General features: G+C 73.0%; 20 protein-coding genes and 1 tRNA gene. 9 read left to right on the top strand and 12 right to left on the bottom strand.

What is annotated here, in order from left to right; all coding sequences use genetic code 11:
• Positions 1 to 61 precede the first annotated feature (61 nt).
• The gene (locus AB0F68_RS00260; RefSeq protein WP_357331549.1) at positions 62 to 835 is read right to left on the bottom strand and encodes a CPBP family intramembrane glutamic endopeptidase; all 774 of its coding nucleotides are present in this window, start codon (positions 833 to 835) and stop codon (positions 62 to 64) included.
• A 144-nt stretch (positions 836 to 979) separates the two neighbouring features.
• Between AB0F68_RS00260 and AB0F68_RS00265 the strand changes: the two genes are divergently transcribed.
• Positions 980 to 2,101: a globin domain-containing protein gene (locus AB0F68_RS00265; protein WP_357331551.1), complete on the top strand. Its 1,122-nt coding sequence runs from the start codon at positions 980 to 982 to the stop codon at positions 2,099 to 2,101.
• Positions 2,102 to 2,218: 117 nt separating this feature from the next.
• Here the strand turns inward: AB0F68_RS00265 and AB0F68_RS00270 are convergent, their stop codons facing one another.
• On the bottom strand, positions 2,219 to 3,751 hold the full coding sequence (locus AB0F68_RS00270) for a peptide deformylase (protein ID WP_357331553.1): 1,533 nt from the start codon (positions 3,749 to 3,751) through the stop codon (positions 2,219 to 2,221).
• A gap of 322 nt (positions 3,752 to 4,073) precedes the next feature.
• On the opposite strand from AB0F68_RS00270, the gene AB0F68_RS00275 reads away from it, so the two are divergent.
• Positions 4,074 to 4,856 (top strand): hypothetical protein, encoded by a 783-nt coding sequence (locus AB0F68_RS00275; RefSeq protein ID WP_357332848.1) that lies wholly within the window; start codon positions 4,074 to 4,076, stop codon positions 4,854 to 4,856.
• A gap of 14 nt (positions 4,857 to 4,870) precedes the next feature.
• On the opposite strand, the gene AB0F68_RS00280 is transcribed toward AB0F68_RS00275, so the two are convergent.
• Positions 4,871 to 6,682, bottom strand: a complete 1,812-nt coding sequence (locus AB0F68_RS00280) for a hypothetical protein (RefSeq protein WP_357331555.1) — start codon at positions 6,680 to 6,682, stop codon at positions 4,871 to 4,873.
• A 210-nt stretch (positions 6,683 to 6,892) separates the two neighbouring features.
• Here AB0F68_RS00280 and AB0F68_RS00285 point away from each other — a divergent pair, with 210 nt between their 5' ends.
• Positions 6,893 to 7,603: a class I SAM-dependent methyltransferase gene (locus tag AB0F68_RS00285; RefSeq protein ID WP_357331557.1), complete on the top strand. Its 711-nt coding sequence runs from the start codon at positions 6,893 to 6,895 to the stop codon at positions 7,601 to 7,603.
• A 39-nt stretch (positions 7,604 to 7,642) separates the two neighbouring features.
• On the opposite strand, the gene AB0F68_RS00290 is transcribed toward AB0F68_RS00285, so the two are convergent.
• Positions 7,643 to 8,176, bottom strand: a complete 534-nt coding sequence (locus tag AB0F68_RS00290) for a YbhB/YbcL family Raf kinase inhibitor-like protein (RefSeq protein ID WP_357331559.1) — start codon at positions 8,174 to 8,176, stop codon at positions 7,643 to 7,645.
• Between the two features lie 462 nt (positions 8,177 to 8,638).
• Here AB0F68_RS00290 and AB0F68_RS00295 point away from each other — a divergent pair, with 462 nt between their 5' ends.
• Complete coding sequence (locus AB0F68_RS00295; RefSeq protein WP_357331561.1) at positions 8,639 to 9,727, top strand: glycoside hydrolase family 11 protein; 1,089 nt, start codon at positions 8,639 to 8,641, stop codon at positions 9,725 to 9,727.
• Between the two features lie 101 nt (positions 9,728 to 9,828).
• On the opposite strand, the gene AB0F68_RS00300 is transcribed toward AB0F68_RS00295, so the two are convergent.
• A tRNA-Ser gene (locus tag AB0F68_RS00300) sits at positions 9,829 to 9,917 on the bottom strand.
• A 96-nt stretch (positions 9,918 to 10,013) separates the two neighbouring features.
• On the opposite strand from AB0F68_RS00300, the gene AB0F68_RS00305 reads away from it, so the two are divergent.
• Entirely contained in the window at positions 10,014 to 10,553 is a 540-nt protein-coding gene (locus AB0F68_RS00305) for an AAA family ATPase (RefSeq protein ID WP_357331563.1), read from the top strand.
• Between the two features lie 9 nt (positions 10,554 to 10,562).
• Positions 10,563 to 11,537 carry an NAD(P)H-quinone oxidoreductase gene (locus tag AB0F68_RS00310; RefSeq protein WP_357331565.1) on the top strand — a complete coding sequence of 325 codons (975 nt, stop codon included), beginning with the start codon at positions 10,563 to 10,565 and terminating at the stop codon, positions 11,535 to 11,537.
• Between the two features lie 4 nt (positions 11,538 to 11,541).
• On the opposite strand, the gene soxR is transcribed toward AB0F68_RS00310, so the two are convergent.
• On the bottom strand, positions 11,542 to 12,000 hold the full coding sequence (soxR, locus tag AB0F68_RS00315; RefSeq protein ID WP_357331567.1) for a redox-sensitive transcriptional activator SoxR: 459 nt from the start codon (positions 11,998 to 12,000) through the stop codon (positions 11,542 to 11,544).
• A gap of 46 nt (positions 12,001 to 12,046) precedes the next feature.
• Between soxR and AB0F68_RS00320 the strand changes: the two genes are divergently transcribed.
• Positions 12,047 to 12,739, top strand: a complete 693-nt coding sequence (locus AB0F68_RS00320) for a transketolase (RefSeq protein ID WP_357331569.1) — start codon at positions 12,047 to 12,049, stop codon at positions 12,737 to 12,739.
• Positions 12,740 to 12,741: 2 nt separating this feature from the next.
• Positions 12,742 to 13,647 (top strand): transketolase, encoded by a 906-nt coding sequence (locus tag AB0F68_RS00325; protein WP_357331571.1) that lies wholly within the window; start codon positions 12,742 to 12,744, stop codon positions 13,645 to 13,647.
• A 70-nt stretch (positions 13,648 to 13,717) separates the two neighbouring features.
• On the opposite strand, the gene AB0F68_RS00330 is transcribed toward AB0F68_RS00325, so the two are convergent.
• Positions 13,718 to 14,425: a glycosyltransferase family 2 protein gene (locus AB0F68_RS00330; protein ID WP_357331573.1), complete on the bottom strand. Its 708-nt coding sequence runs from the start codon at positions 14,423 to 14,425 to the stop codon at positions 13,718 to 13,720.
• Between the two features lie 241 nt (positions 14,426 to 14,666).
• On the opposite strand from AB0F68_RS00330, the gene AB0F68_RS00335 reads away from it, so the two are divergent.
• On the top strand, positions 14,667 to 16,265 hold the full coding sequence (locus AB0F68_RS00335) for a ricin-type beta-trefoil lectin domain protein (RefSeq protein ID WP_357331575.1): 1,599 nt from the start codon (positions 14,667 to 14,669) through the stop codon (positions 16,263 to 16,265).
• Positions 16,266 to 16,312: 47 nt separating this feature from the next.
• Here the strand turns inward: AB0F68_RS00335 and AB0F68_RS00340 are convergent, their stop codons facing one another.
• From AB0F68_RS00340 to AB0F68_RS00360, 5 genes are all read right to left on the bottom strand, one after another.
• Positions 16,313 to 16,921, bottom strand: coding sequence for a hypothetical protein (locus AB0F68_RS00340; protein WP_357331577.1), 609 nt, complete (start codon positions 16,919 to 16,921; stop codon positions 16,313 to 16,315).
• A 56-nt stretch (positions 16,922 to 16,977) separates the two neighbouring features.
• Positions 16,978 to 18,423, bottom strand: a complete 1,446-nt coding sequence (locus AB0F68_RS00345) for a HAMP domain-containing sensor histidine kinase (protein ID WP_357331579.1) — start codon at positions 18,421 to 18,423, stop codon at positions 16,978 to 16,980.
• Complete coding sequence (locus tag AB0F68_RS00350) at positions 18,416 to 19,108, bottom strand: response regulator transcription factor (protein ID WP_357331581.1); 693 nt, start codon at positions 19,106 to 19,108, stop codon at positions 18,416 to 18,418. The genes AB0F68_RS00345 and AB0F68_RS00350 overlap by 8 nt, the downstream gene beginning before the upstream one ends.
• A gap of 69 nt (positions 19,109 to 19,177) precedes the next feature.
• Positions 19,178 to 19,690 carry a hypothetical protein gene (locus tag AB0F68_RS00355; protein WP_357332849.1) on the bottom strand — a complete coding sequence of 171 codons (513 nt, stop codon included), beginning with the start codon at positions 19,688 to 19,690 and terminating at the stop codon, positions 19,178 to 19,180.
• A gap of 140 nt (positions 19,691 to 19,830) precedes the next feature.
• A complete protein-coding gene (locus AB0F68_RS00360; RefSeq protein ID WP_357331583.1) occupies positions 19,831 to 21,570 on the bottom strand; it encodes a hypothetical protein in 1,740 nt (579 codons plus the stop codon).
• Between the last annotated feature and the right edge of the window lie 68 nt (positions 21,571 to 21,638).

Below are 21,638 nucleotides of genomic sequence, written 5' to 3' on the forward strand. Positions count from 1 at the left end.
GTCCCTTCTGTCGGGGCATCAAGTGCAAGATCGCGGGCTCGGTCGGCCTTGGTGAGGGCGGTCAGAGCCAGCTGAACCAGGACTTGGGCAGGAGGGCGTAGCCGACGAAGGCGACCACGTCGAGCAGCGTGTGCGCGACGATCAGCGGTCCCACCCGCCGGGTGCGCAGGTAGAACAGGCCGAACACCACGCCCATCACGGCGTTGCCGAGGAACGCGCCGAAGCCCTGGTAGAGGTGGTACGAGCCGCGAAGCAGGGCACTCGCCGCGAGCACCGCGCCGAACCGCCACTGGAGCTGCCGCAGCCGGGTGACCAGGTAGCCGACCACGATCACCTCCTCCAGCACGGCGTTCTGCACGGCGGCCAGGATCAGCACCGGCACCGCCCACCAGAGGGGCGGCAGCGCGGCCGGGACCAGGGTGGCGTTGATCCCGAGCTGGGCGGCCGCCCAGAACAGCGCCAGCCCGGGCAGACCGATCAGCGCCGCCAGGCCCGCGCCCCGGGCCAGGTCCGGCCCGGGCCGGGTGAGGTCGGCGCCGAGCGCCCGCGCCGGGTCGCCGGGGTCGCGCGCCAGCAGGTGTACGGCCAGCAGCACCGGCAGCAGCGCGAAGAGGATCCCGAGGAGCTGGTACGTCAGGTCGAGGTACGGCCGGGCCGACGCGGAGGTGTTCAGCGAGGCGGTCTGCTTCGACAGCCCGCCCGTGGCGGTCAGCTTGGCGACCAGCGAGACCAGGGCGTACACGGCCGACTGGCCGAGGGAGAGGCCGAGCACGAGCAGCGTCTCGGTGCCCAGGGTCCGGCGCGATACCGGGCGGGTGAGCTCGTCAACCGTCACCGGACCACTGTGCCGCACTCCGGGGCCGGTCGGCACGTCCCGGCGGCCAGGTGAGCCGATCGCACATTCTGTGCGACCGGCCGGCACGCTCCGTGGAGATTCTGTGGGGGCCGATCCGCCCGTCAGGAGAAGGAGCGTGCCCTCGTGGAGAACTTCGCGCGGCTGCTGAAGGAGAGCTGGACCCTGGTCGAGGAGGACCGGGAGCGGCTGAGCGGTCACTTCTACGCCCGGCTGTTCCTCCTCGACCCGGAGCTGCGCATGCTCTTCCCGGTGCAGATGAACGGGCAGGGTGACCGGATCCTGGAGGCGATCGTCACCGCCACCCAGACGGTCGACGACCCGGAGAGCTTCGACGAGTACCTGCGCGCGCTGGGCCGCGACCACCGGAAGTTCCACGTCGAGGCGAGCCACTACGAGACCATGGGCGTCGCCCTGCTGGACGCGCTGCGCAGCACCGCCGGGGACGGCTGGAACCTGGAGTACGACCAGGCGTGGCGGGAGGCGTACGCCAGCATCAGCGAGCGGATGCTGGCCGGGGCGGCGGCCGACGACAACCCGCCGTTCTGGCACGCCGAGGTGCTCACCCACGAGCGGCACGGCCCGGACACCGCGGTGCTGACCGTGCGCGCCCTCCAGCACCCGATGACCTGGCAGGCCGGCCAGTACGTGAGCGTCGAGGCGCCCCGCTACCACCCGCGGGTGTGGCGGACGTACTCGGTGGCGAACGCCCCGAACGAGGAGAACGTGCTGGAGTTCCACGTGCGGACGCCGGCCGGGGCGGCGGGCTGGCTCTCCGGGGCGCTGGTCCGGCGGACCAAGCCGGGCGACCTGCTGCGGGTGGCCGCGCCGATGGGCTCGATGACCCTGGACCGCGCCTCGACCCGCGACATCCTCTGCGTTGCGGGCGGGGTCGGGCTGGCCCCGATCAAGGCGCTGGTGGAGGAGCTGACCCGGGTCAACCGGACCCGCTGGGTACACGTCTTCTACGGGGCCCGCCGGCGGGCGGAGATGTATGGGCTGCCCGACCTGGAGAAGCTGGTGGCCGCCCACCCGTGGCTGTCGGTGACCCCGGCGTGCAGCGAGGACCCGGACTTCGACGGCGAAGTGGGCGACATCTCCGAGGTGGTCACCCGGTACGGCCCGTGGACCACGCACGACTGCTACGTCTCCGGCTCGGCCGCCATGGTCCGGGCGACCCTGCGTGCGCTGGCCGCCGACGACGTGCCGGCGGACAACATCCGTTACGACACCTTCGGCTCCCTCTAGACCTTGCTCCCCCCGAGCCGGGTCGCGTGCCCCTGCCCCCTGGGGCACGCGACCCGGCCCCGTTCACCGGTACGCGGGTCGGGCCGGCAACCGGCCCGCGTACCGGAGTTCCGGCGGTCAGTAACGCCAGGGGGTGCCCGTCTCCCGGTATTCCTCGACCGGCACCAGCGGCACGCCGGGGGCCATCCGGTCGGCGTAGAGGCGGCCCTCCAGGTGGTCGATCTCGTGGGCGACCAGCCGCGCCATGGCGTACTCGAAGGACGTGATGACCCGGCTGCCGTCCCACTGGGCGTGCTCGACGTCGATCCGCAGTGGCCGGGGCACCAGCCCGCGGTGGTCGAAGAAGGAGAGGCAGCCCTCATACTGCTCGTCGGCGTCGGGGGAGCTGTCCACCACCCGGGGGTTGAGCAGCACGACGGGTTCGGCCGCCCGGTCGGCGGGGCGGACCAGGGCGGCGGCCCAGCCGAGGCCGAGCTGCGGCGCGGCGATGCCGACGCCCTTGCTGAACGGGTGCAGCTCGTCGAGGCGGACCAGCAGGCCGGAGAGCCGGTCGACCACGTCCCGGGCGAGCTGTTCCTCGCGCGGCAGGTCGAACTGGCGGGCGGGCTGCCGGAGCAGGTCGTCGCCGCGCTGCACGATGCCGACGGCGCGCATCCGGTCGCTGGCCCGCACTCGGGTGCCGGGGGCCGGGCCGTCGGGCACGACGTCGGCGGGCTGGCTGCGGAACCGCCACTGCATCCGGTAGCGGGCGTTCAACGGCGGGTCGTCGGTCGCCCAGTCGAAGATCGCCCGGCCGCCGTCGTCGCTGCGCTGGATCGGGGTACGCAGCGGCCCCTCCTCGGCGGAGAGGGAGGTCTCGGCACCCCACACCTTGGGGTCGAGGTCGGCGGGGAGGTCGAGGCGGACAGCGAGGTGCCGGGTGGGCAGGCGTACGGCGCGCTGGAACCAGGGGCCCCACTTGTCCCGCCCGACCCGGTACGCGTATTCGATGGTGACCCGGTCGCCGGGGTAGAGCGGGAAGCGCCCCTCGTCGTTCTCGAAGAGCAGCCAGATCTCCTTGAACGCGTCCCGGTCGTGCTTGGCCCGCCAGTGCATCGGCTCGCGCGCGCCCCCGTCGTCGCGGTACGCCGTCAGTTGCAGCTCGGCGAAGGTGAGCGGGTGCTCCCGGTGGTGCCGGTTGGAGCGGCCGGGGTCGTTGGGGTAGCGGTCGACGGCGACCCGGACCAGGTAGCGGGTGACCGGCTCGGTGCCGGCGTTGTACAGCTCCCGCCGGATCGCGCAGTGGTAGCCGCCGTCGTCGGTGTAGGTGAGCGTGGCCGACTCGCGCTCGACCACCAGCCCGGTGCCGGGCGGCAGCCACTGGCCGGGCACGGGCGGGTCCCGGTGCGCCCCGCCGGCGCGGCCGTGCCGCAGTTCCTCGTACTCCCGGAAGCGCTGCCAGATCGCGCCGCTGGCTTCCAGCACGGCCTCGGCGCGGCGGGCGAAGTCCTCGGTGGGCCGGTGCCGGCGCCCCTCGACGTGGCTGACGTAGGACGGGTCGAAGCCCATGAGAGTCGCCAACTGCTTCTTGGACAGCCCTCGGCCGGTGCGGTGCCGGGCGAGTTCGGCCGCGAACGAGTCGGCGGCACGCTCGATCGGTGAGGTCGTCATCGGCTTCCTCGTACGCGGGAAGACCATTTTCACGTTCGGTGGCCGAACGTGTACGGAAACTGCCTCGTATTCGACATTCACCTTGACAATTCAGCGGTGTCCGTCGATGCTTGCGCGGCCCGCCGCCCCGCTCGGCGGCGTTTTCCGCCCACCTCGCCGGGTACTACGCGACGGGCGACGGAGTGACCGGGACCTCTCCCCGGAGTCCACCGGACCACTTCCCCTCCACCGGGAGCTGTGGTTAGGCTAGCCTTAGTCCGGGTCGGCGACAGCCGGCGGCCGGTTTGGCGACCAGACAGGGGACGACCAGGTGACTGCGGTGATGCCGGGGCAGGACGCCGCCATCCCGTTCGCCCCGGTGACCGCGACCCTGCGCGCCATGTTCGGCACGGACGACCTGCCCGGGCTGGCGCCCGGCCTGCTGGTCACCGACGGCGCGGCCCATTGGGCCCCGGCCACCCGGCTGGTCGACGGCACCCTGCTCCCCGAGTTTCTGCGGGCCGCTGGCCGGCGCTGGGGCGGCACCCCGCACGCCTGCGCCGCGCTGGCCTGGAAGTCGTACAGCTACTGGACCGCCCTGCCCGTGGTGCTCGGCTGGGCCTCGGCCCGGCGGGTGCCGCTGCTCGACCCGGCCGACGTGCTGGTCCACTTCGAGGACCACCACCAGCTGCTCACGCTGGGCCTGCGCAGCTCGACCAGGGTGGCGGTGCTGCCCGGCGATCCGCTGGCGCTGACCGGCCTCCCGGGTGTCCGGGTCGTCGCCGACGAGGCCGCGCTGCTCGACGCGCTGCGCACCTCGCTGCTCGACGCCCACTTCGGCCCGCTGATCGCCGCCATCCAGGGCGAGGTCCGGATCGGCACCCGTACGCTGCTCGGCTCGGTCGCCTCCGGCATCGCGCACGGCATCCTGCGCGCCTCGGACGCGCTGCCCGGCTCCTCGACCGCGACCATCGGCACGCTGCTCGACGCGCTCGACCTGAGCGACCTCGTCGAGCTGGTGCCCGGCCCGGCCGGCGAGCCGACCGTGCAGCGGCGCACCTGCTGCCTGGCCTTCACCCTGCCCCGGCCGAAGATCTGCCAGGGCTGCTGCGTCCGCCAGTCCTGACCGGGCCGCCCCGTTCAGTCGACCAGGGGACGTACGTCCCAGAGCCAGACCCCGGCGGTGAAGGTCGGCCTGACCCCGGTCAGTTCGGTCATCCCCCGATACATCGAGCCCGCCTGCCGCAGCCGCGGGTCGAGGATCACCGCGCCCGCCCGCCAGTAACGCAGGTCGTCCACGGCGGCCACCCGGTCCTGCGGGGTGATCGGCGGCACCGCGTCGGTCTGCCGGATGGTGGTGAAGAAGTCGCTGGTGGGGCGGGGCGGCGCGGTGAAGAGGGCGACCCGGCCGGCGCCCGGCCGGGTGTCCGGATAGAGGAAGTAGCCCCGGGCCAGCGGCATGTCCAGCCGGGTCTCGGCGGACCAGCGCAGCGGGACGGCGTACGTGGTGTCGGGCAGCGGGAGCGTGACGATGCTGTGCCCGCCGGCCACGTAGGGCCGCCAGGCGCCGGAAGTGACGAAGGCCGGGGTGGGGTCGAGGCGCACCGCGGGCAGCGGGGTGGGCAGGAGCGGCAGCAGCGCCATGGTGAGCACGGTGGCGGTGACGAACCGGATCTGCCGGCGGGCGGCCGGGTGCCGCCGGGCCAGCCGCCGGACGTGCTGGGCGCCGAGCGCGAGCAGGATGCCGACGATCGGGGTGAGCGCCAGCGACCACCGGGTGGGCACCACCGAGTGCAGGATCGGCAGGTGCTCCAGCGCGGCCCAGGGGCCGGGGATGCCGGTGTCCCGCCCGTCGAACTGGATCTCCCGGCCGAGCGAGAACAGCACGAAGACCGCACCCACGGCGGCCAGGCCGAGCACCACGACGCTGCGGCGCAGCCACCAGATGAGCGCGACCACCAGTACCGCGAGCGGCCAGCCGAAGAAGGCGTTCTCCTCGGTGGCGTTCCTGGCCAGCCAGGCGCTGCCCCGCGCGTCGCCGGCGAGCGACTCCCGGGACCAGGCGACGTAGGAGGCGAGGTCGGTGCGGTAGCCCCGGATCAGCGTGGAGAGCCCCTGGTAGGCGCCCGGGCCGAAGAACTGCACGGAGAGCGGGTAGGCCAGCAGCGCCGCCGAGAACCCGGCGGCCACCGCGAGCCCGGCGACGAAGGACCGGGTGGCCGGACGCAGTTCGGGCCGGCCGAGGGCGAGCGCCAGCACCACGACGCCCAGCCCGAGGGCGGTCATCAGCAGGATCTCCAGGTTGAGGAAGGCCTGCCAGACGATCAGCAACCCGAGCAGCAGGCCGTTGCGCAGCCAGCCGCCCGGCTCGACCAGGCGCAGTGTCCGCCACACGATCAGCGGCACCACGAACTGGCTGACGATGTTGGGGTGGGCGTTGGCGTGCGAGACCATCGCCGGCGCGAACGCACAGAAGGCGGCCCCCAGCCAGGCCGGCCCGCGGGCCAGGCTCAGCACCCGGGAGAGGACGAAGTACCAGGCCACGCCGGTGGCGGCCATTCCCAGGGTGAGAAAGATGAGAAACGACCAGCGGGGCCCGAACAGAACGGTGACCGGCGTCATTGGTAGCGAAATGGATAATACGGACGTATTAGCCATCAGATTGACGCCGTCCGGCACATTCATCCGGTCCGAGGTGAACGGATAGGCAAAATCGGTCACCACCCGCGCACCGTGCGCCATCATCCACTCGAACTGCGCCTGATCGGTGCGGTTGTCCCGGACCCCGTTGGCCGGGTCCAGCCAGAGCCGGGCGGTGATCCAGAAGGCGAGCAGCACGAAGCTGAGCACGGCGACGAGGTCGAGCCACCTACCCCGCCCCGGCCGTTCGCCCTCGTCGGGCCCGTCCTCGGCGGCACCACCCGGGGCGGCGTCCGATTCAGGAGTAGTCATGACAATTCAGAGCGTAGTCAGGGTATGGCAGGGCCGTGACATGTTTCTGGGTACTGGCGTACTATGTGCCGGGTTCGCCGACCGCCGATCACGTGCCCACCCCCGACCGCAATTCGGCCACCCCCGGTGCCCCGATCCCCCCGCCATCCATCCGGATGGTTGACTCTGTCGGTCCAGGCGCGGGTCAGTCATATCGTGAGGAATCGACGCATGGCAGATATCACTGGGGACCAGCGCGTCCAGTCGGAGGTGCTCGAGGGCCTCGCCACGGCGGTCAACCACCGCCGGTGGTTCGTCGAGCTCGCCGTGCCCTACCTCGGTGACAACCCCATCGAGATCGGCAGTGGCCTGGGTGACTACGCCCTGGAGTGGTCGGAGCACCTGCCCCGGATCACCGCCACCGAGGCGGACCCGGACCGCCTGGTCCGGCTCAAGGAGCGGCTGGCCGAGCACCCGGGCATCGAGGTCCGGCAGATGCTGCTGCCGCACTCCGAGCGCGGCGACTACAGCGCGGCCGTGTCGTACAACGTGCTGGAGCACATCGATGACCACGTGGGCGCGCTGCGCAGCATGCGCGACCTGGTGCGCCCGGACGGCGCGGTGATCATCATCGTGCCCGCGTTCCAGTTCGCGATGAGCCCGGCGGACATCGCCACCGGCCACGTCCGGCGCTACACGAAGAAGACCCTGGCCGCGGCGATGACCGAGGCGGGCCTCACCGTGGAGAAGATCCACTACGCGAACGCGCTCGGCCTCATCGGCTACTTCATGGCCACCAAGGTCTTCCGGCTCATGCCGAAGGAGGGCCCCATGGTGAAGGTCTACGACACCCTGGTCCTCCCGGCCACCAAGGCCGCCGAGCAGCGGGTCCGGCCGCCCTTCGGCCAGTCCGTCTTCGCGGTCGCCCGCGTCCCGGCCTGACCGGAACGGGGCCTCCGCTTCCGCGGAGGCCCCGTCGCCTCACTCCTTGACCTGGTACGTCGGACGGATCACCGCCCGGGCCAGGGTGTGGAAGGCCAGGTTGAAGCCGACGTACGCCGGGCTGGCACCCTTGCCGACGTCGAGCCGCTCCACGTCCACCGCGTGCACGGCGAAGACGTACCGGTGCGGCCGGTCACCGGGCGGCGGGGCGGCGCCCCCGTAGCCGGTGTCGCCGTAGTCGTTGCGGATACTGAAGGCGGTGCCGAGGTCGCCCTCCTTGACCCCGGTGGGCAGCTCGGTGACCGAGGCGGGCACGTCCACCAGCACCCAGTGCCAGAAGCCGCTGCCGGTCGGCGCGTCCGGGTCGAAGCAGGTGACCACGAAGCTCTTGGTCTCGTCCGGGAAGCCCGACCAGGCCAGGTGCGGGGAGACGTTCTCACCCCCGGTGCTGCCGTGCGCGTACCGGGCGTCCATCGGCTCGCCGTTGTGCACGTCGTCACTGGTCAGGTTGAACGACGGCACCGTCGGCAGCAGCTCGTACGGGTCCGGGGCGATCGGTCGTTCCAGGCTCATCGAAACGGTCCTTCCGGGTGCACACGAATGTCCTGCGCCCCTTCATACCCCCTCCGCCGCCCGAATCGAACCGGAAGGCTCCAGTGTCCGGCTTGGCGCCGCGGCCACTCCGCAGCGGCATGACGTACCTGCGAGCACCTCGACAGACGGGCCCAGCCGCCCGCCGGCCGAACCGAGGCGGAAACTTTCGCTCCTGTCCGCGTAAGTCTCGGTCAACGGCCGAGGCGTTGATTGACGAGGCGTGCAAACGCACGGGGCCCAGGCAGGGAAGTTGCCCAGTACAGGCAAGACCCTCCAGTAGCGGACGACCAGATGAGCTTTCGTAAGCCTTCCGGAAGTTGTTGACAGCGCGATGACGCCGCTCGATGATGCGAGCATCGACGAACCTCAACGGCTGCCAGTCCGGGCAACGGCAGCGACCTGGTTCCTCGGTCGTCATCGACCACGAGAGGGATACACGCCGTGAACGACTCCCCCGCCCTACCGGAACGCCGCGGGCGCAACCGCATCAGGCTGCTCATCGCCGGTGTCAGCACCGTCGTGCTGGCCGCAGCCTCGGCGACCCTGGCCGGCATCGCCCACGCCGAGGCCGACCGGACCGTCACCTCGAACTCCACCGGCACCCACAACGGCTACTTCTACTCGTACTGGAAGGACAACGGCAACGTCACCATGACGCTGGGGCCCGGCGGGAACTACAGCGTCCAGTGGAGCAACATGAACAACATGGTGGTGGGCAAGGGCTGGAAGCCCGGCTCCAGCCACACCGTGAACTACTCGGGCACCTTCAGCCCGAACGGCAACGGCTACCTGGCGCTCTACGGCTGGACCAGGAACCCACTCATCGAGTACTACGTCGTCGAGAACTTCGGCAGCTACAACCCGAGTTCGGGCGCCACCCGGCTGGGCTCCGTCACCACCGACGGCAGCACCTACGACATCTACCGCACCCAGCGGGTCAACCAGCCCTCCATCGACGGCACCGCGACGTTCTACCAGTACTGGAGCGTCCGGCAGTCGCACCGCAGCAGCGGCACCATCACCACCGCCAACCACTTCAACGCCTGGGCCAGCCTCGGCCTGAACCTCGGCACCCACGACTACCAGATCATGGCCACCGAGGGCTACCAGAGCAGCGGCAGCTCCAACATCACGGTGAGCGAGGGCCCCGTCGGCCCCACCCAGCCGACGACCCCGCCGCCGGCGACGAGCAGCCCGCCGCCGAACCCGGGCGGCGGAGCGTGCCGCGCGAGCAATTCGGTAAGCGCGTGGAACAACGGCCTTACCGACAACATCACCATCACCAACACCGGCACGACCGCCATCAACGGTTGGTCGCTGAAGTTCACCCTCGCGTCCGGGCAGACCATCACCTCTGGCTGGAACGCCACGTACTCACCGAGCAGCGGCCAGGTGACCGCGACCAACGTCAGCTACAACGCGAGCATTCCACCGGGCGGGTCGACCACGATCGGCTTCCAGGCCACCCACAGCGGCAACACCGCCGCACCGAGCGGCTTCAGCCTCAACGGCGCCGCCTGCAGCACCTGAGAGCAGCCCTGCTGTGCCGGGTCTGGCACCTCCAGGCCCGGCACAGACAGAAGCCCCCTGACCGGCGTCTGCGTTGGTCAGGGGGTTTGTTGATCAGGAGGCGGAGGGTGTGGGATTCGAACCCACGAAGGACATCGCTGCCCTTACCGGTTTTCAAGACCAGCGCCATCGGCCACTAGGCGAACCCTCCCTGCCACGTCCCCGACGGGTACGCGGCCGTGCCTAGTCTGCCACGGGCGGTGGAACGGGCGAGCCGCCGTCCCACCCCTGCTGTCAGGATGCTCCCGTGTGGGAGACCCCGGCGGTGGTGCTGATCAGCGGAATCATGGCGGCCGGCAAGTCCACTGTGGCCGAGCTGCTGGCCCGGCGGCTGCCCCGCGCGGTGCACCTGCGCGGTGACGTGTTCCGCCGCATGATCGTCAGCGGGCGGGCCGCGATGACCGCCCAGCTCACCGACGAGGCGTGGCGGCAGCTCCGGCTCCGCTACGACCTCGCCGCGTCGGCCGCCGACCGCTACGCCGCCGCCGGCTTCACCGTGGTGCTCCAGGACGTGGTGCTCGGCCCGGACCTGCCGGCCCTGGTCGACGGGATCCGGCACCGGCCGCTCGCCGTGGTGGTGCTCGCACCCCGCGCCGACGTGGTCGCCGTGCGCGAGCGGGACCGGCCCAAGCAGGGGTACGGCGACTGGCCGGTCGCCGACCTGGACGCCGAGTTCCGGGCCGACACGCCCCGGATCGGGCTCTGGCTGGACACCTCGGCGCAGACCCCCGAGGAGACGGTGGACGAGATTCTGGCCCGGGCGTGGACGGCCGGCCGGATCGGGTAAGACTGGGTCATGCACGCGATCACGATCCCGAAACCCGGTGGACCCGAGGCGCTCGTCTGGGCGGCGGTGCCCGATCCGGAGCCCGGCCCGGGCGAGGTGGTGATCGAGGTGCGGGCCAGCGCGGTCAACCGGGCCGACCTGCTGCAACGGCAGGGGCAGTACCCGCCGCCGCCGGGCGCGCCGGCGTACCCGGGGTTGGAGTGTGCCGGGGTGGTGGCGGCGCTCGGTCCGGGGGTGACCGGCTGGGCGGTCGGCGACGAGGTCTGCGCGCTGCTGGCCGGCGGCGGGTACGCCGAGCGGGTCGCCGTGCCCGCCGGTCAGCTGCTGCCGGTGCCGGCGGGGGTGGACTTGGCCGACGCGGCGGCGCTGCCCGAGGTGGCTTGCACGGTCTGGTCGAACGTGGTGCAGCTCGCCGGGCTCACCGAGGGCGAGACACTGCTGGTGCACGGCGGCGGCAGCGGGATCGGCACGTTCGCCATCCAGCTCGGGGTGGCGCTCGGCGCGACGGTGGTGGTGACCGCTCGCGCGGAGAAGCACGAGCGGCTGCGCGAGCTGGGCGCCGCGCACGCGATCGACTACCGGGAGCAGGACTTCGTCGAGGAGGTCCGCCGGGTCACCGACGGCCGGGGCGCGGACGTGATCCTGGACATCATGGGCGCGGCGTACCTGCCGCGGAACGTGGCGGCGCTGGCCACCGGCGGGCGGCTCGTGGTGATCGGCATGCAGGGCGGCCGCAAGGGCGAGCTGGACCTGGGGATGCTGCTGGCGAAGCGCGCCTCGGTGCACGCGACCGCGCTGCGTTCCCGCCCGCTCGCGGAGAAGGCGGAGATCGTCCGGGGCGTCCGTGAGCAGGTGTGGCCGCTGGTCGAGTCGGGGAAGATCCAACCGGTGGTGCACGCCCGGGCGAAGATGGCCGACGCCGCCGACGCGCACCGGCTGGTGGAGACCAGCGACCACCTGGGCAAGGTGCTGCTGGTCCGGTGACCGGTCAGGCCCCGTCCGAGCCGGGGCGGGGGAGCATGAGCCGGGGGCCGGCGCCCTCGGCGGCGAGCGCGTCGCCCGGGTTGTAGAGGGTGCAGCGCTGCAGCGACAGGCAGCCGCAGCCGATGCAGCCGTCCAGGTCGTCGCGGAGTTTGCCGAGCAGCCGGATCCTCTCGTCCAGCCGGTCCCGCCAGGATCGGGAGAGGGCGGCCCAGTCGTCGGGGGTGGGCGTCCGCGACGACGGCAGCGAGTCCAGCGCCTCCCGGATCTCCTCCAGCGAGACGCCGACCTGCTGGGAGATCCGGATGAAGGCCACCCGGCGCAGTTCGGTGCGGGCGTAGCGGCGCTGGTTGCCGCCGGTCCGCTCGGCGCGGATGAGCCCGAGCCGCTCGTAGTAGCGCAGCGCGGAGGCAGCCACCCCGCTGCGGGCGGAGAGCTGTCCGATGGTGAGCGTTGCTTCGTGCATCACAGAGCCTTGAGTTGAAGTGAGCTTCAACTCCGAGGCTATCCGCATGACGACGACGACCGCCACCGACCCCGCGGTGCTGAGAACGCTGCTCGACCGGGTACGCGCCGGCCGCGAGTTCGGCGCCAACGTGTATTCGACGCTGGACGTGCTCCAGGTGCTCTACGACCGGGTGCTGCGCATCACCCCGGCAACCGTGGACGACCCGGACCGGGACCGCTTCCTGCTCTCCAAGGGGCACGCGGTAGCCGGCTACTACGCGCTGCTCGCCGCCAAGGGCTTCATCCCGGTGGCGTGGCTGGACGACCAGGGCGGCCCGGAGAGCCGGCTCGGCGACCACCCCGACCGGCTGCTGGTGCCCGGGGTGGAGATTGGCTCCGGGTCGCTCGGCCACGGCCTGGGCCTGGGCGTGGGCACCGCGCTCGGGCTGCGGGCCCAGGGCCGCACCGACCCCCGGGTGTACGTGCTGCTCGGCGACGCCGAGTTGGATGAGGGCTCGAACCACGAGGCGATCGCCTACGCGGGCGCCACCGGGCTCGGCAACCTGACCGCGATCGTGCTGGACAACCGGTCGGCGAGCCACGGCTGGCCGGGCGGCGCGGCCAGCCGGTTCACCGTGAACGGGTGGACCGCCACGACCGTCGACGGCCGGGACCACGCCGCCCTGCACACCGCCCTGACGGGGCACGACCACCACCGGCCGCACGCCGTCGTCGCGGTCGTCACCGACGGGGAGTGACCATGACCACGACCATGCGCGAAGCCTTCGTTACCGCCGCCGAGGACGTGCTGGCGGATCCCCGCAGCGCGATCGTGCTCGCCGACATCTCGGCCGCCGCGTTCGCCCCGGCCGCCGCGCGCCACCCGGGCCGGGTGGTCAACGTCGGCATCCGGGAGCAGTTGATGGTGGGCGTGGCCGGTGGGCTGGCGCTGACCGGGCAGCGGCCGATCGTGCACAGCTACGCGCCGTTCCTCGTCGAGCGGGCGTACGAGCAGCTCAAGCTGGACCTCGACCACCAGGGGGTCGGTGCGGTGCTGGTCAGCGTCGGCGCGTCCTACGACCGGGCGGCGGCGGGGCGGACCCACCTCGCTCCGGCCGATGTGGCGCTGATCGACACGCTGAACGACTGGACGGTGCACGTGCCCGGCCACCCGGACGAGGTGCCGGGGCTGTTGCGGGACGCCGTGTGCGGGCAGGGGTCGGCGTATTTGCGGCTGTCCACGCAGACCAACGCCCGGGCGTACCCCGAGGCGGGTGGCCTGCGGGTGATGCGGGACGCCGGGCCCGAAGCGCCACTGCTCGTGGCGGTCGGACCGCTGCTGGACGCGGCCCTCGCGGCGGTGGCCGACCGGCCGGTCACGGTGGCCTGGACCCACCGGCCGCGCCCGTTCGACACGGCCGGGCTGCGGGCGCTCGCCGGCACCGAGGTGATCCTGGTCGAGCCGTACCTGGCGGGCACCTCGGCCCGGGTGGTGGGCGCGGCGCTGGCCGACCGGCCGCACCGGCTGCTCGCCCTCGGGGTGGGCCGGTCGGACCTGCGCCGCTACGGCACGGCCGAGGACCACGACCGCTGGCACGGCCTGGACGCGGCCGGCCTCCGCCGCTCGGTCGACGCGTTCCTCACCCCGGCCCGGGCCGCCGCCTGAGCGACGAAACGATGGGACCCCGCGACGCCGGCCTGTGCCGGGGTGCGGGGTCCGTGTCGTGCGTGGGGCGTCAGCGGGTGGCGGGGCCGACCGGGCGGCGCCGGGCGCGCTCGCGGGCCAGGATCCAGATCGCCTCGACGCCGTCCTTCCAGGTGATCTTCTTGCCCTCCTCGCGGCCCCGGGCGCGGTAGCTGATCGGGACCTCGTAGGGGCGGATGCGCTGGCGGAGCAGCTTGCCGGTGACCTCGGCCTCCATACCGAAGCCGCGCGAGCGGACCTGGAGCGAGCGGTAGAGCTCCAGCGGCATCAGCTTGAAGCAGGTCTCCAGGTCGCCGATGTACGAGTTGTAGAGCACGTTGGCGGCCAGGGTCACGCCCTTGTTGCCCATCACGTACCAGAAGCTGTAGGAGCTGTGGCTGCCGAAGGTGCGGTTGCCGTAGACCACCGTGGCCCGCCCGTCGAGCACGGGCTCGAGCAGCCGCGGGATGTCCTGCGGGTCGTACTCGAGGTCGGCGTCGAGGATGACCATGTACTCACCCTCGGCGTTGTCGACGGCGGTCTTGATCGCCGCGCCCTTGCCGGCGTTGCGCTGGTGGGTGATCACCCGGAGCCGGGCGTCGTCCATCCGGCCCAGCACCTCGCCCGTGCCGTCCCGGCTGCCGTCGTCCACGACGACAAGTTCGATCTCGCACGGGTAGTCGACCGCCAACGCCTGCTTGAGGGCATCCGCGATGCGTTCTTCCTCGTTGTAGACCGGCATGAGGATCGAGAGCTTCACGGGTTCTCCACGGTGGCGACGGCAAGTCGGGGCCTAGCCTAACCCGACTGGTCGTCGAGGTCACCACAGCCCGCCCCTGGCCTGGCCGGACACCGGCGGCGCCGTCCGTCCGATCTGCCGGAGAAGTGCCCTTCCGCATCGGGCCGCAACGTTTCCGAGACGCATTCACATCCTGCCACCGGACGGTTACCGTCTGGTAACTCAATCGACCTCTCGCGATTGAGGCGAAAGGAGTGCGTCGATGTCTGGTACCCCCGCCAGGCGCGCACGGACCACCCGACGCCGCACCCTGGCCGTCGTGTCCGCCGCCGCCCTCGCCCTACCGCTGCTGGTCGGACCGCTCGCCCCCGCGGCCGCCGCCGACCGGCCCGCCGTCCAGCCGCTCCCCGCCGCGCTGGAGACCGTCCGCGCCGCCGAGGCCACCGCCCTCTACGGCTCCCCCGAGATCCGGCCGCTCGAGCAGCGGCGTACCGCCCTGGTCACCATGGGTGACAGCGAGATCTCCGGGGAGGGCGTCGGGAACTACGTGCCCGGCACCCACACCGACGGCAACTGGTGCGACCGCTCGTACGACCAGGCGGTCTTCCGCACCGGCATCCCCGCGGACCAGAAGTACAACCTGGCCTGCTCGGGCGCGACCCCGTGGAACCTGATCGCCGGCGGGCCGACCCAGCACAACGAGCTGAACCAGGGCGACCAGTTGGCGATCAAGGCGCGCAACACGCACGTCCGGCTGATCTGGGTGGTGGTCGGCGCGAACGGCGACGGCACCATCCAGTTCGGGCCGGTGGCCACCGACTGCGCGGTGCGCCGGGTGTTCTTCCAGGGCGCGTGCTGGCCGACCTACACCGACCAGTGGACGATCCGCACCGACGGCAGCCGCCGGGCTGTCGAGGAGGCGCTGAACTCGATCCGGCAGACCATGACCGCCGCCGGTTACCTGCGCAGCGACTACGAGCTGGTGCTCATGTCGTACCCGAGCCCGGGCAGCCCGGACGTGGAGGACAACCCGAACTTCCCCGGCTGGTACGCCGGCGGCTGCCTGCTCTACCTGGCCGACATGGCGTTCGCCCGGAACAAGGCGGTGCCGATGTTCGAATCGGCGCTGCGCGCCGCCGCCGGCAACACCGGCACCCGCTACCTGGACGCCAGCCGGCTCTTCCACGGCCACGAGGTGTGCACCGACAACACCTCGGTCCGCGGCCTCTACATCGAGGTCGGGATCTGGGACGAGAACGCCGCCCGGCAGTCGTTCCACCCCAACTTCCGCGGGCACGGCATGTTCGCCCAGTGCGTCACCCAGTTCTGGAACGCGGGCTCCCAGCGGGCCACCTGCGTCGACCCGGCGAGCACCGGGCAGGGCGTGCTGGTCGACGGGCTGCTGGAGTTCAAGCAGCTGCGCAACGCGGCCACGGGCACCTGTGTCGACGGCCGGGGCTACGACTCCCGCAACGGCACGATGCAGCAGTCGTACGCCTGCCACGGCGGCCGCAATCAGGGCTTCTGGTACGACCCGGCCCGGCAGTCGCTGCACTCCGAGCTCTCCCACGACCGCTGCCTGGACGTGAGCGGCGGCAGTCTCACCGCCGGCACCACGGTCAACATCCACGACTGCCACGGCGGGGCAAACCAGAAGTTCGTCTTCGTCGGCAACCAGCTCCGGCCTGCCGGCGCGCAGAACCTCTGCGTCGCGTTCGACAACCCCTGGCTCACCACCCCGCGGCTGCGGCTGGCGACCTGCTCCACGAGCACCCGCCAGCAGTGGTCCTTCGAGTCCCGCTCCTACGCGAACCCGGTCGGCTACGGCCACGACGACTTCATCGGGTCACGCGTCTACTGAGGAACGGCGCCGGGGCCGGCGCGCTCGCGCCGGCCCCGGCGCCCGCCTCACCGCTGCTTGACCGGGACCACGATCAGCCGGGCCACCCCGTTGTCGCCGTCCTTCGCGCCGGCCACGCCGACCGTCGTGCCGACCTTGATGTCGCTCGACTGCACGGTGGTGCGCCGCTCGACCACCCGGAGCTTCTCGTCGAAGGTCCAGGTCATGGTGAAGCCGTCGGTGGACTTCACGGTCATCGACTTCGCGTCGATCGCGGTCACCTGGCCGCGCTGCACGGCGACGGTCTTCGTCCCGTCGTCCTTCGTCTGCACCGCGACCTCGCCGTGCAGGGTGTTCCTGCGCAGCAGCACCCGGGCGCGGTGCCGCTTGCGCCAGTCCTGCGCCCGCGCGCCCCGCTTGTCCCGCGGGCCGGCCTGCTCACCGGGCGCGCCGGAGGCCGAGGGAGCCGGCGCGGCGACCGGGTCCACGTCCAGCTCGTCGGCGTCGACACCGAGCGCGGCCAGCGCCTGACCGTCCGCGCCCAGGGCGGCGGCCACCTCCACGGCGGTCTCCTTCGCCGAATCCTGGGCGACCTGGGCCGGGCCGCAGCCGGCGAGGCCGAGCGCGGCCGCCGCGAGCAGCGCGGTGACGCCGGTGACGATTCCCTGACGTGCCATCAGTGTTCCTCTCGTCCGTGGTGCCCTCAGCATCCCCCGCTCGCACGAGCGGATCGTCAGGCCGATGTTCGGGTCAGGTAAGGATCGCCGGGCAGCCGGACGGTGAAGGCCGCACCGCCCTCCGGCGCGTGCCCGGCCGTGATCTGGCCGCCGAGCCGCCGGACCAGCCCGGCGGCGAGCGCCAGCCCCAGGCCGCTGCCCACCTTGCGCACCCCCCGGTACCGCTGGTGCAGCGCCCCCCGCTCGAAGGCCACCGCCAGGTCGTCGTCGGTGAAGCCGGGCCCGCCGTCCCGGACCTCGATGAGGCCGCCCGCCGCCGGGTCCGCGCCGGCCGGCCGGACCGCGAGCACCACCGGCGCCTCCGGGGGTACGACCCGCAGCGCGTTCTCCAGCAGCCCGTCCACCACCTGCCGGATCCGCCCCGGATCGGTGTACGCGGGCACCGGCCCGTCCGGCGCCTCCACCCGGAACGGCACGCCGACGGCCGCGCACCGGTCGGACCAAGTGCGTGCCGCGTCGGCGGCGAGCCGGGCCAGGTCGACCGGCCCGGGTTCCAGCGGGAAGTCGGCGGCCTCCAGCCGGGCCAGCGCCAGCAGGTCGCTGACCAGCCGGTCCAGGTGCTCGGCCTCGGCGAGCACGGTCCGGCCGGTCGCCGGCACCCCGTCGGCCTCGATCACCCCGTCGGCCAGCGCCTCGGCGTAGCCCCGGATGGCGGTGAGCGGGGTGCGCAGCTCGTGCGAGACCGAGAGCAGGAACTCGCGTTGCCGCCCCTCGCTGGTGGCGAGGGCGGCGGCCAGCCCGTTCAGCGCGTACGCCAGGTCGGCGACCTCGTCGGGCGGTTCGACCGGCACCCGGACCGCCCGGTCCCCGGCGCGCAGCCGGGCGGCGGCGGTGGCCGCGGTCCGGATCGGCCGGGCCAGCCGACGGGCCAGCAGCAGGCCGGCGGCGACCCCGGCGGCGAGCCCGGCGAGCAGCGGCAACCAGAGGGTGCGCAACACCTGCCGCCAGGGGCCGGCGGTGGTGGCCCGGGTCAGCACCACCCCGTCCCCGCCGGGCAGCGCCCGCCCCTCGACCAGGGCCCGCTCGCCGCCGACCAGCCGCCGGCCGGAGACGTCCCGGCCGGCGGCCACCCGGTTCACCACCGGCCGGGGCAGGCCGGCCCGGTCCACCTGCCCGGCCCGGATCAGATACACCTCGATCTGCTGCTCGCGGAGTTGGCGGATGAGCCGGTCCCCGGCGGTGTCCCGCTGGCGTACCGCGCGGACCCGGAGCACGTCGGCGGCGAGCCGGGCCTGGGCGGCCAGCGCCGCCTGGTCGCGCCGCTCCGCGCCGCGCACCGCCAGGGGGACCGCGACCACCGCGGTGACCAGCACCGACACCAGCGCCACCGCACAGGTGACCAGCACCGCGCGGGCGGTCAGGGTGTGCGCGAACCGCCGCCGGGGCGGGGCCGGGGGGCCGGGCCCGATGACCGGGAGCGCGACGGTGGGCTGCTCAGGCATCGGCCGCGTACCCGACCCCGCGGTGAGTGCGGATCACGCTGGCCGGGCCGAGCTTGGCCCGCACCTGCGCCACGTGCACGTCGACGGTCCGGGTGCCGGCGTGGGCCGCGTACCCCCAGACCCCGGCCAGCAGTTCCTCCCGGGTGAAGACCCGGCCGGGCCGGGCCATCAGGTGGGCGAGCAGGTCGAACTCGGTGGAGGTGAGCTGCACCGGGGCGCCGGCGGCGGTGACCGTGCGGCGGGCCGGGTCGAGGGTGACGGGGCCGACCACCCGGGGCTGCTCGGCCGTGGCGGGTGCGCCGGCCGTGCGGCGCAGCACCGCCCGGACCCGGGCGACCAGTTCGCGCGGGCTGAACGGCTTGGTCACGTAGTCGTCCGCCCCCAGTTCCAGGCCGACGATCCGGTCCACCTCGTCGTCCCGGGCGGTGAGGAAGATGACCGGCGTCCAGTCGCCGGCCTCGCGCAGCCGCCGGCAGATCTCCGTGCCCGCCAGGCCGGGCAGCGCGATGTCGAGCACGCAGGCCACCGGGCGCAGCCGCCGCGCGGCGGCCAGCCCGGCCGCCCCGTCGCGTTCTAGGTGTACGCCGAACCCGTCCCGGGTCAGGTAGAGCCGGACCAGGTCGGCGATGGCCGGCTCGTCCTCCACGACGAGGACGAGCCCGCGCGGCGCGGCGTCGGCGGTCACCGGCCCATGATTACCGACCGGGGGCCGCCCGGGAGGTCTGCGGAACGTTCGGGTTCGGTAAGGAGCCGGTCAGCTGACCGGCGCGGGCCGGAACACGGCCGGGCGGGCGCTGGCCGGCGGCTCGCCGATGGTGGCGACCAGCCGCTCCGCGGGCGTCCGGAGCCGGGTCCGGAAGGCGTGGTTGAGCAGGGCGTCGAGCTGCCACACCTGCTTCGGGTGGTGGGTGCGGATGAGGAACCGCTCCCGGACCCCGTCGATCGCGGTCGCCGCCAGCTCCAGGCTGTGCGACCGGGGATCGGGGCTCCAGGTGACGTTGCTCAGCTCGCGCAGTTCGGTGTTGAGGTGCAGGCGCAGCCGGTGCAGCACCCGGGTCTGCCGGGTGATCACCAGACGGCGGTGGGTGAGCAGCATCAGGTAGTCGCCGCCGATCGGGTGGTCCGGGCGGCTGCACCGGGTGACCAGGATGGTGGCGTCGCCGGAGCCGACGCATCGGCGGAAGACCGGCATGTGCCGGCTGACGGTCTGGGTCGCCAGGCCGGTCTCGGCGGCGGCCGGAAGGAACGTTCGCGAGAACACGTCCATGCAAGATGCAACGAGCATGTGAGCAGGGGTGATATGGGTCACTCCCGATTTCTGGAAGTTCCACCCGTGCAAATCGCACCCGATGTGCGACGGACGACGGGCCCCGGCCGCCGGTCCAGCGGCCGGGGCCCGTCCGAGGGTCAGGGAGCGACGCGGATCAGCCCGGCGTCGACCTGCCACTGGCTGCCGTTCGGCACGTACGTGTCGACGCTGTGGCCGATCACCTCGTCACCCTCGACGGCGTACCGGGAGACGTCCGAGTCCACGGCGTCGTCGGTGGCGTCCCGTCCGGTGAAGTCGTACGTCGCCGCGGCGACCCGCACCTCGACGCGGTACTGGTCCGGCTTGACCTCCACGGTCCAGCTGCCGTCGGCCGCCACCGGAACGGCGACCGGGGCGCCGTCCGGCTGGCCCGCGAAGGTGGGCACGATCCAGACCGAGGCGTTCGCGGCGACCGGGTCGACCGCCACGTCCTCGGCGTCGCGCCGGCCGTCGCCGTCCAGGTCCTGCCAGAGCTGACCGTGCACGGTGCTGGTGTCCGCGAACTCGACGTAGTGGCCGATCTCGTTGGCACCGGAGTTCAGCTCCGGGGTGGAGGTGGTGAGCACGCCCTCGAACGGCAGCAGGTCGCCCGCGACGCCGCCGACCACGGTGAGGTCGAGCGCGATCGTCGCCTGCTCGCCGGTCGCCATCGGGTCGTGCCGGCAGTCCCAGCCGTCGCTGAGCGTGCTGCACCGCCAGGGCGAGGTCGCACCGTCGGCCGGGACCGGGCGCAGCCGCGGGTCGACGGTGATCCGCATGGTGACGTCCTCGGCGACCAGGTCGCCGACGTTCTCGAACTCCCAGGTCGTGCGGACCGTGTCCCCCTCGATCACCCGGTAGGGCCGGACGTCGAGGGTGGTGAAGCGGAGGTCGGCGCCGTGCGGCTCGGGCACCACGCTCGCGTCGTACGTGAAGACGGCGTCACCGATGTTGTCGCCGGTGTTCAGCTCCGCGCTGGTGGTGTTCACGTCGACGGGCACGATGACGGTCGACCCGTCGGTGCCGGCCGGGAGTTCCACCCGCAGGGCCAGCGCGGCGGCGGCCTCGCCGGCCGCGAGCGCCGGGTGCGTGCAGGCGACCACCGGGGAGGAGACGTCACAGCGCCACCGGCTGTCCGAGGGCAGGCCGCCCTCGTCGGCGACGGTCACGCCGTCGGGCAGCCGCAGGTGGAGGTCGATCCCGTCGGCGGCGGCGTTGCCCCGGTTGACCAGGCCCACGCCGACAGCGGCGACCTGACCGTCGACGGCGACGCGCTCCGGGTCGGGGGTGACGGTGAGCCCCAGGTCGGCGACCTCCGGCTCGGGGACGACGATGCTCGCGTCGTAGGTGAAGACGGCCGTCCCGGTGTTGTCGGAGGTGGCGCTCTCCCGGCTGGTCGTGGTCACGTCGACCGGCACGGCGATGGTGCCGCCGTCCTGCCCGGCGGGCAGCCGCACCCGGAGCTTCAGCGGGGCGGCGGCCGCCCCGGCGGCGAGCGCCGGGTGCGTGCAGCTGGTGACCGGGGTCGCGAGGACGCAGTGCCACGGGCTGTCGGACGGGATCCCGCCCTCGCCGGCGGGCGCGACGCCCGGCGGGAGGCGGAAGGTGAGGCTGATCCCCTCGGCGCCGGCGCGGCCGTGGTTGACCAGATCGACCCCGATGCCGGCGACCTGACCGGCCACCAGCACGCGCGCCGGGTCGGGGGCCACGGTGAGCCCCAGGTCGGCCCGGGGAGGGGCGGCGGAGGCCGGGCCGGCACCGAGGGCGCTGGCGACGGCCGAGAGGGCGACGGCGACGACTCCGGCGCGCAGCGCCGGGCCGCCGGGGCGGATGGAGCGGACGGAACGGATGACGGGCATGCCTGCCTTTCGTCGGCGGAACGGCAGCGCGACCGGCGCCACCGGGTGCCGGGGGGCCGTCACGTCAC

This window comes from Micromonospora sp. NPDC023966, from assembly GCF_040639095.1.
Taxonomy (GTDB): domain Bacteria; phylum Actinomycetota; class Actinomycetes; order Mycobacteriales; family Micromonosporaceae; genus Micromonospora.

Excerpts from the sequence above, each read along its gene's own strand:
- AB0F68_RS00325 (WP_357331571.1), top strand. The coding sequence starts at position 12,742 with ATGACCACGACCATGCGCGAAGCCTTCGTTACCGCCGCCGAGGACGTG.
- AB0F68_RS00280 (WP_357331555.1), bottom strand. The coding sequence starts at position 6,682 with ATGACTACTCCTGAATCGGACGCCGCCCCGGGTGGTGCCGCCGAGGAC.
- AB0F68_RS00320 (WP_357331569.1), top strand. The coding sequence starts at position 12,047 with ATGACGACGACGACCGCCACCGACCCCGCGGTGCTGAGAACGCTGCTC.
- AB0F68_RS00275 (WP_357332848.1), top strand. The coding sequence starts at position 4,074 with ATGCCGGGGCAGGACGCCGCCATCCCGTTCGCCCCGGTGACCGCGACC.
- AB0F68_RS00310 (WP_357331565.1), top strand. The coding sequence starts at position 10,563 with ATGCACGCGATCACGATCCCGAAACCCGGTGGACCCGAGGCGCTCGTC.
- AB0F68_RS00345 (WP_357331579.1), bottom strand. The coding sequence starts at position 18,423 with ATGCCTGAGCAGCCCACCGTCGCGCTCCCGGTCATCGGGCCCGGCCCC.
- AB0F68_RS00290 (WP_357331559.1), bottom strand. The coding sequence starts at position 8,176 with ATGAGCCTGGAACGACCGATCGCCCCGGACCCGTACGAGCTGCTGCCG.
- AB0F68_RS00360 (WP_357331583.1), bottom strand. The coding sequence starts at position 21,570 with ATGCCCGTCATCCGTTCCGTCCGCTCCATCCGCCCCGGCGGCCCGGCG.
- AB0F68_RS00270 (WP_357331553.1), bottom strand. The coding sequence starts at position 3,751 with ATGACGACCTCACCGATCGAGCGTGCCGCCGACTCGTTCGCGGCCGAA.
- AB0F68_RS00335 (WP_357331575.1), top strand. The coding sequence starts at position 14,667 with ATGTCTGGTACCCCCGCCAGGCGCGCACGGACCACCCGACGCCGCACC.
- AB0F68_RS00285 (WP_357331557.1), top strand. The coding sequence starts at position 6,893 with ATGGCAGATATCACTGGGGACCAGCGCGTCCAGTCGGAGGTGCTCGAG.
- AB0F68_RS00355 (WP_357332849.1), bottom strand. The coding sequence starts at position 19,690 with ATGGACGTGTTCTCGCGAACGTTCCTTCCGGCCGCCGCCGAGACCGGC.
- soxR (WP_357331567.1), bottom strand. The coding sequence starts at position 12,000 with ATGCACGAAGCAACGCTCACCATCGGACAGCTCTCCGCCCGCAGCGGG.
- AB0F68_RS00340 (WP_357331577.1), bottom strand. The coding sequence starts at position 16,921 with ATGGCACGTCAGGGAATCGTCACCGGCGTCACCGCGCTGCTCGCGGCG.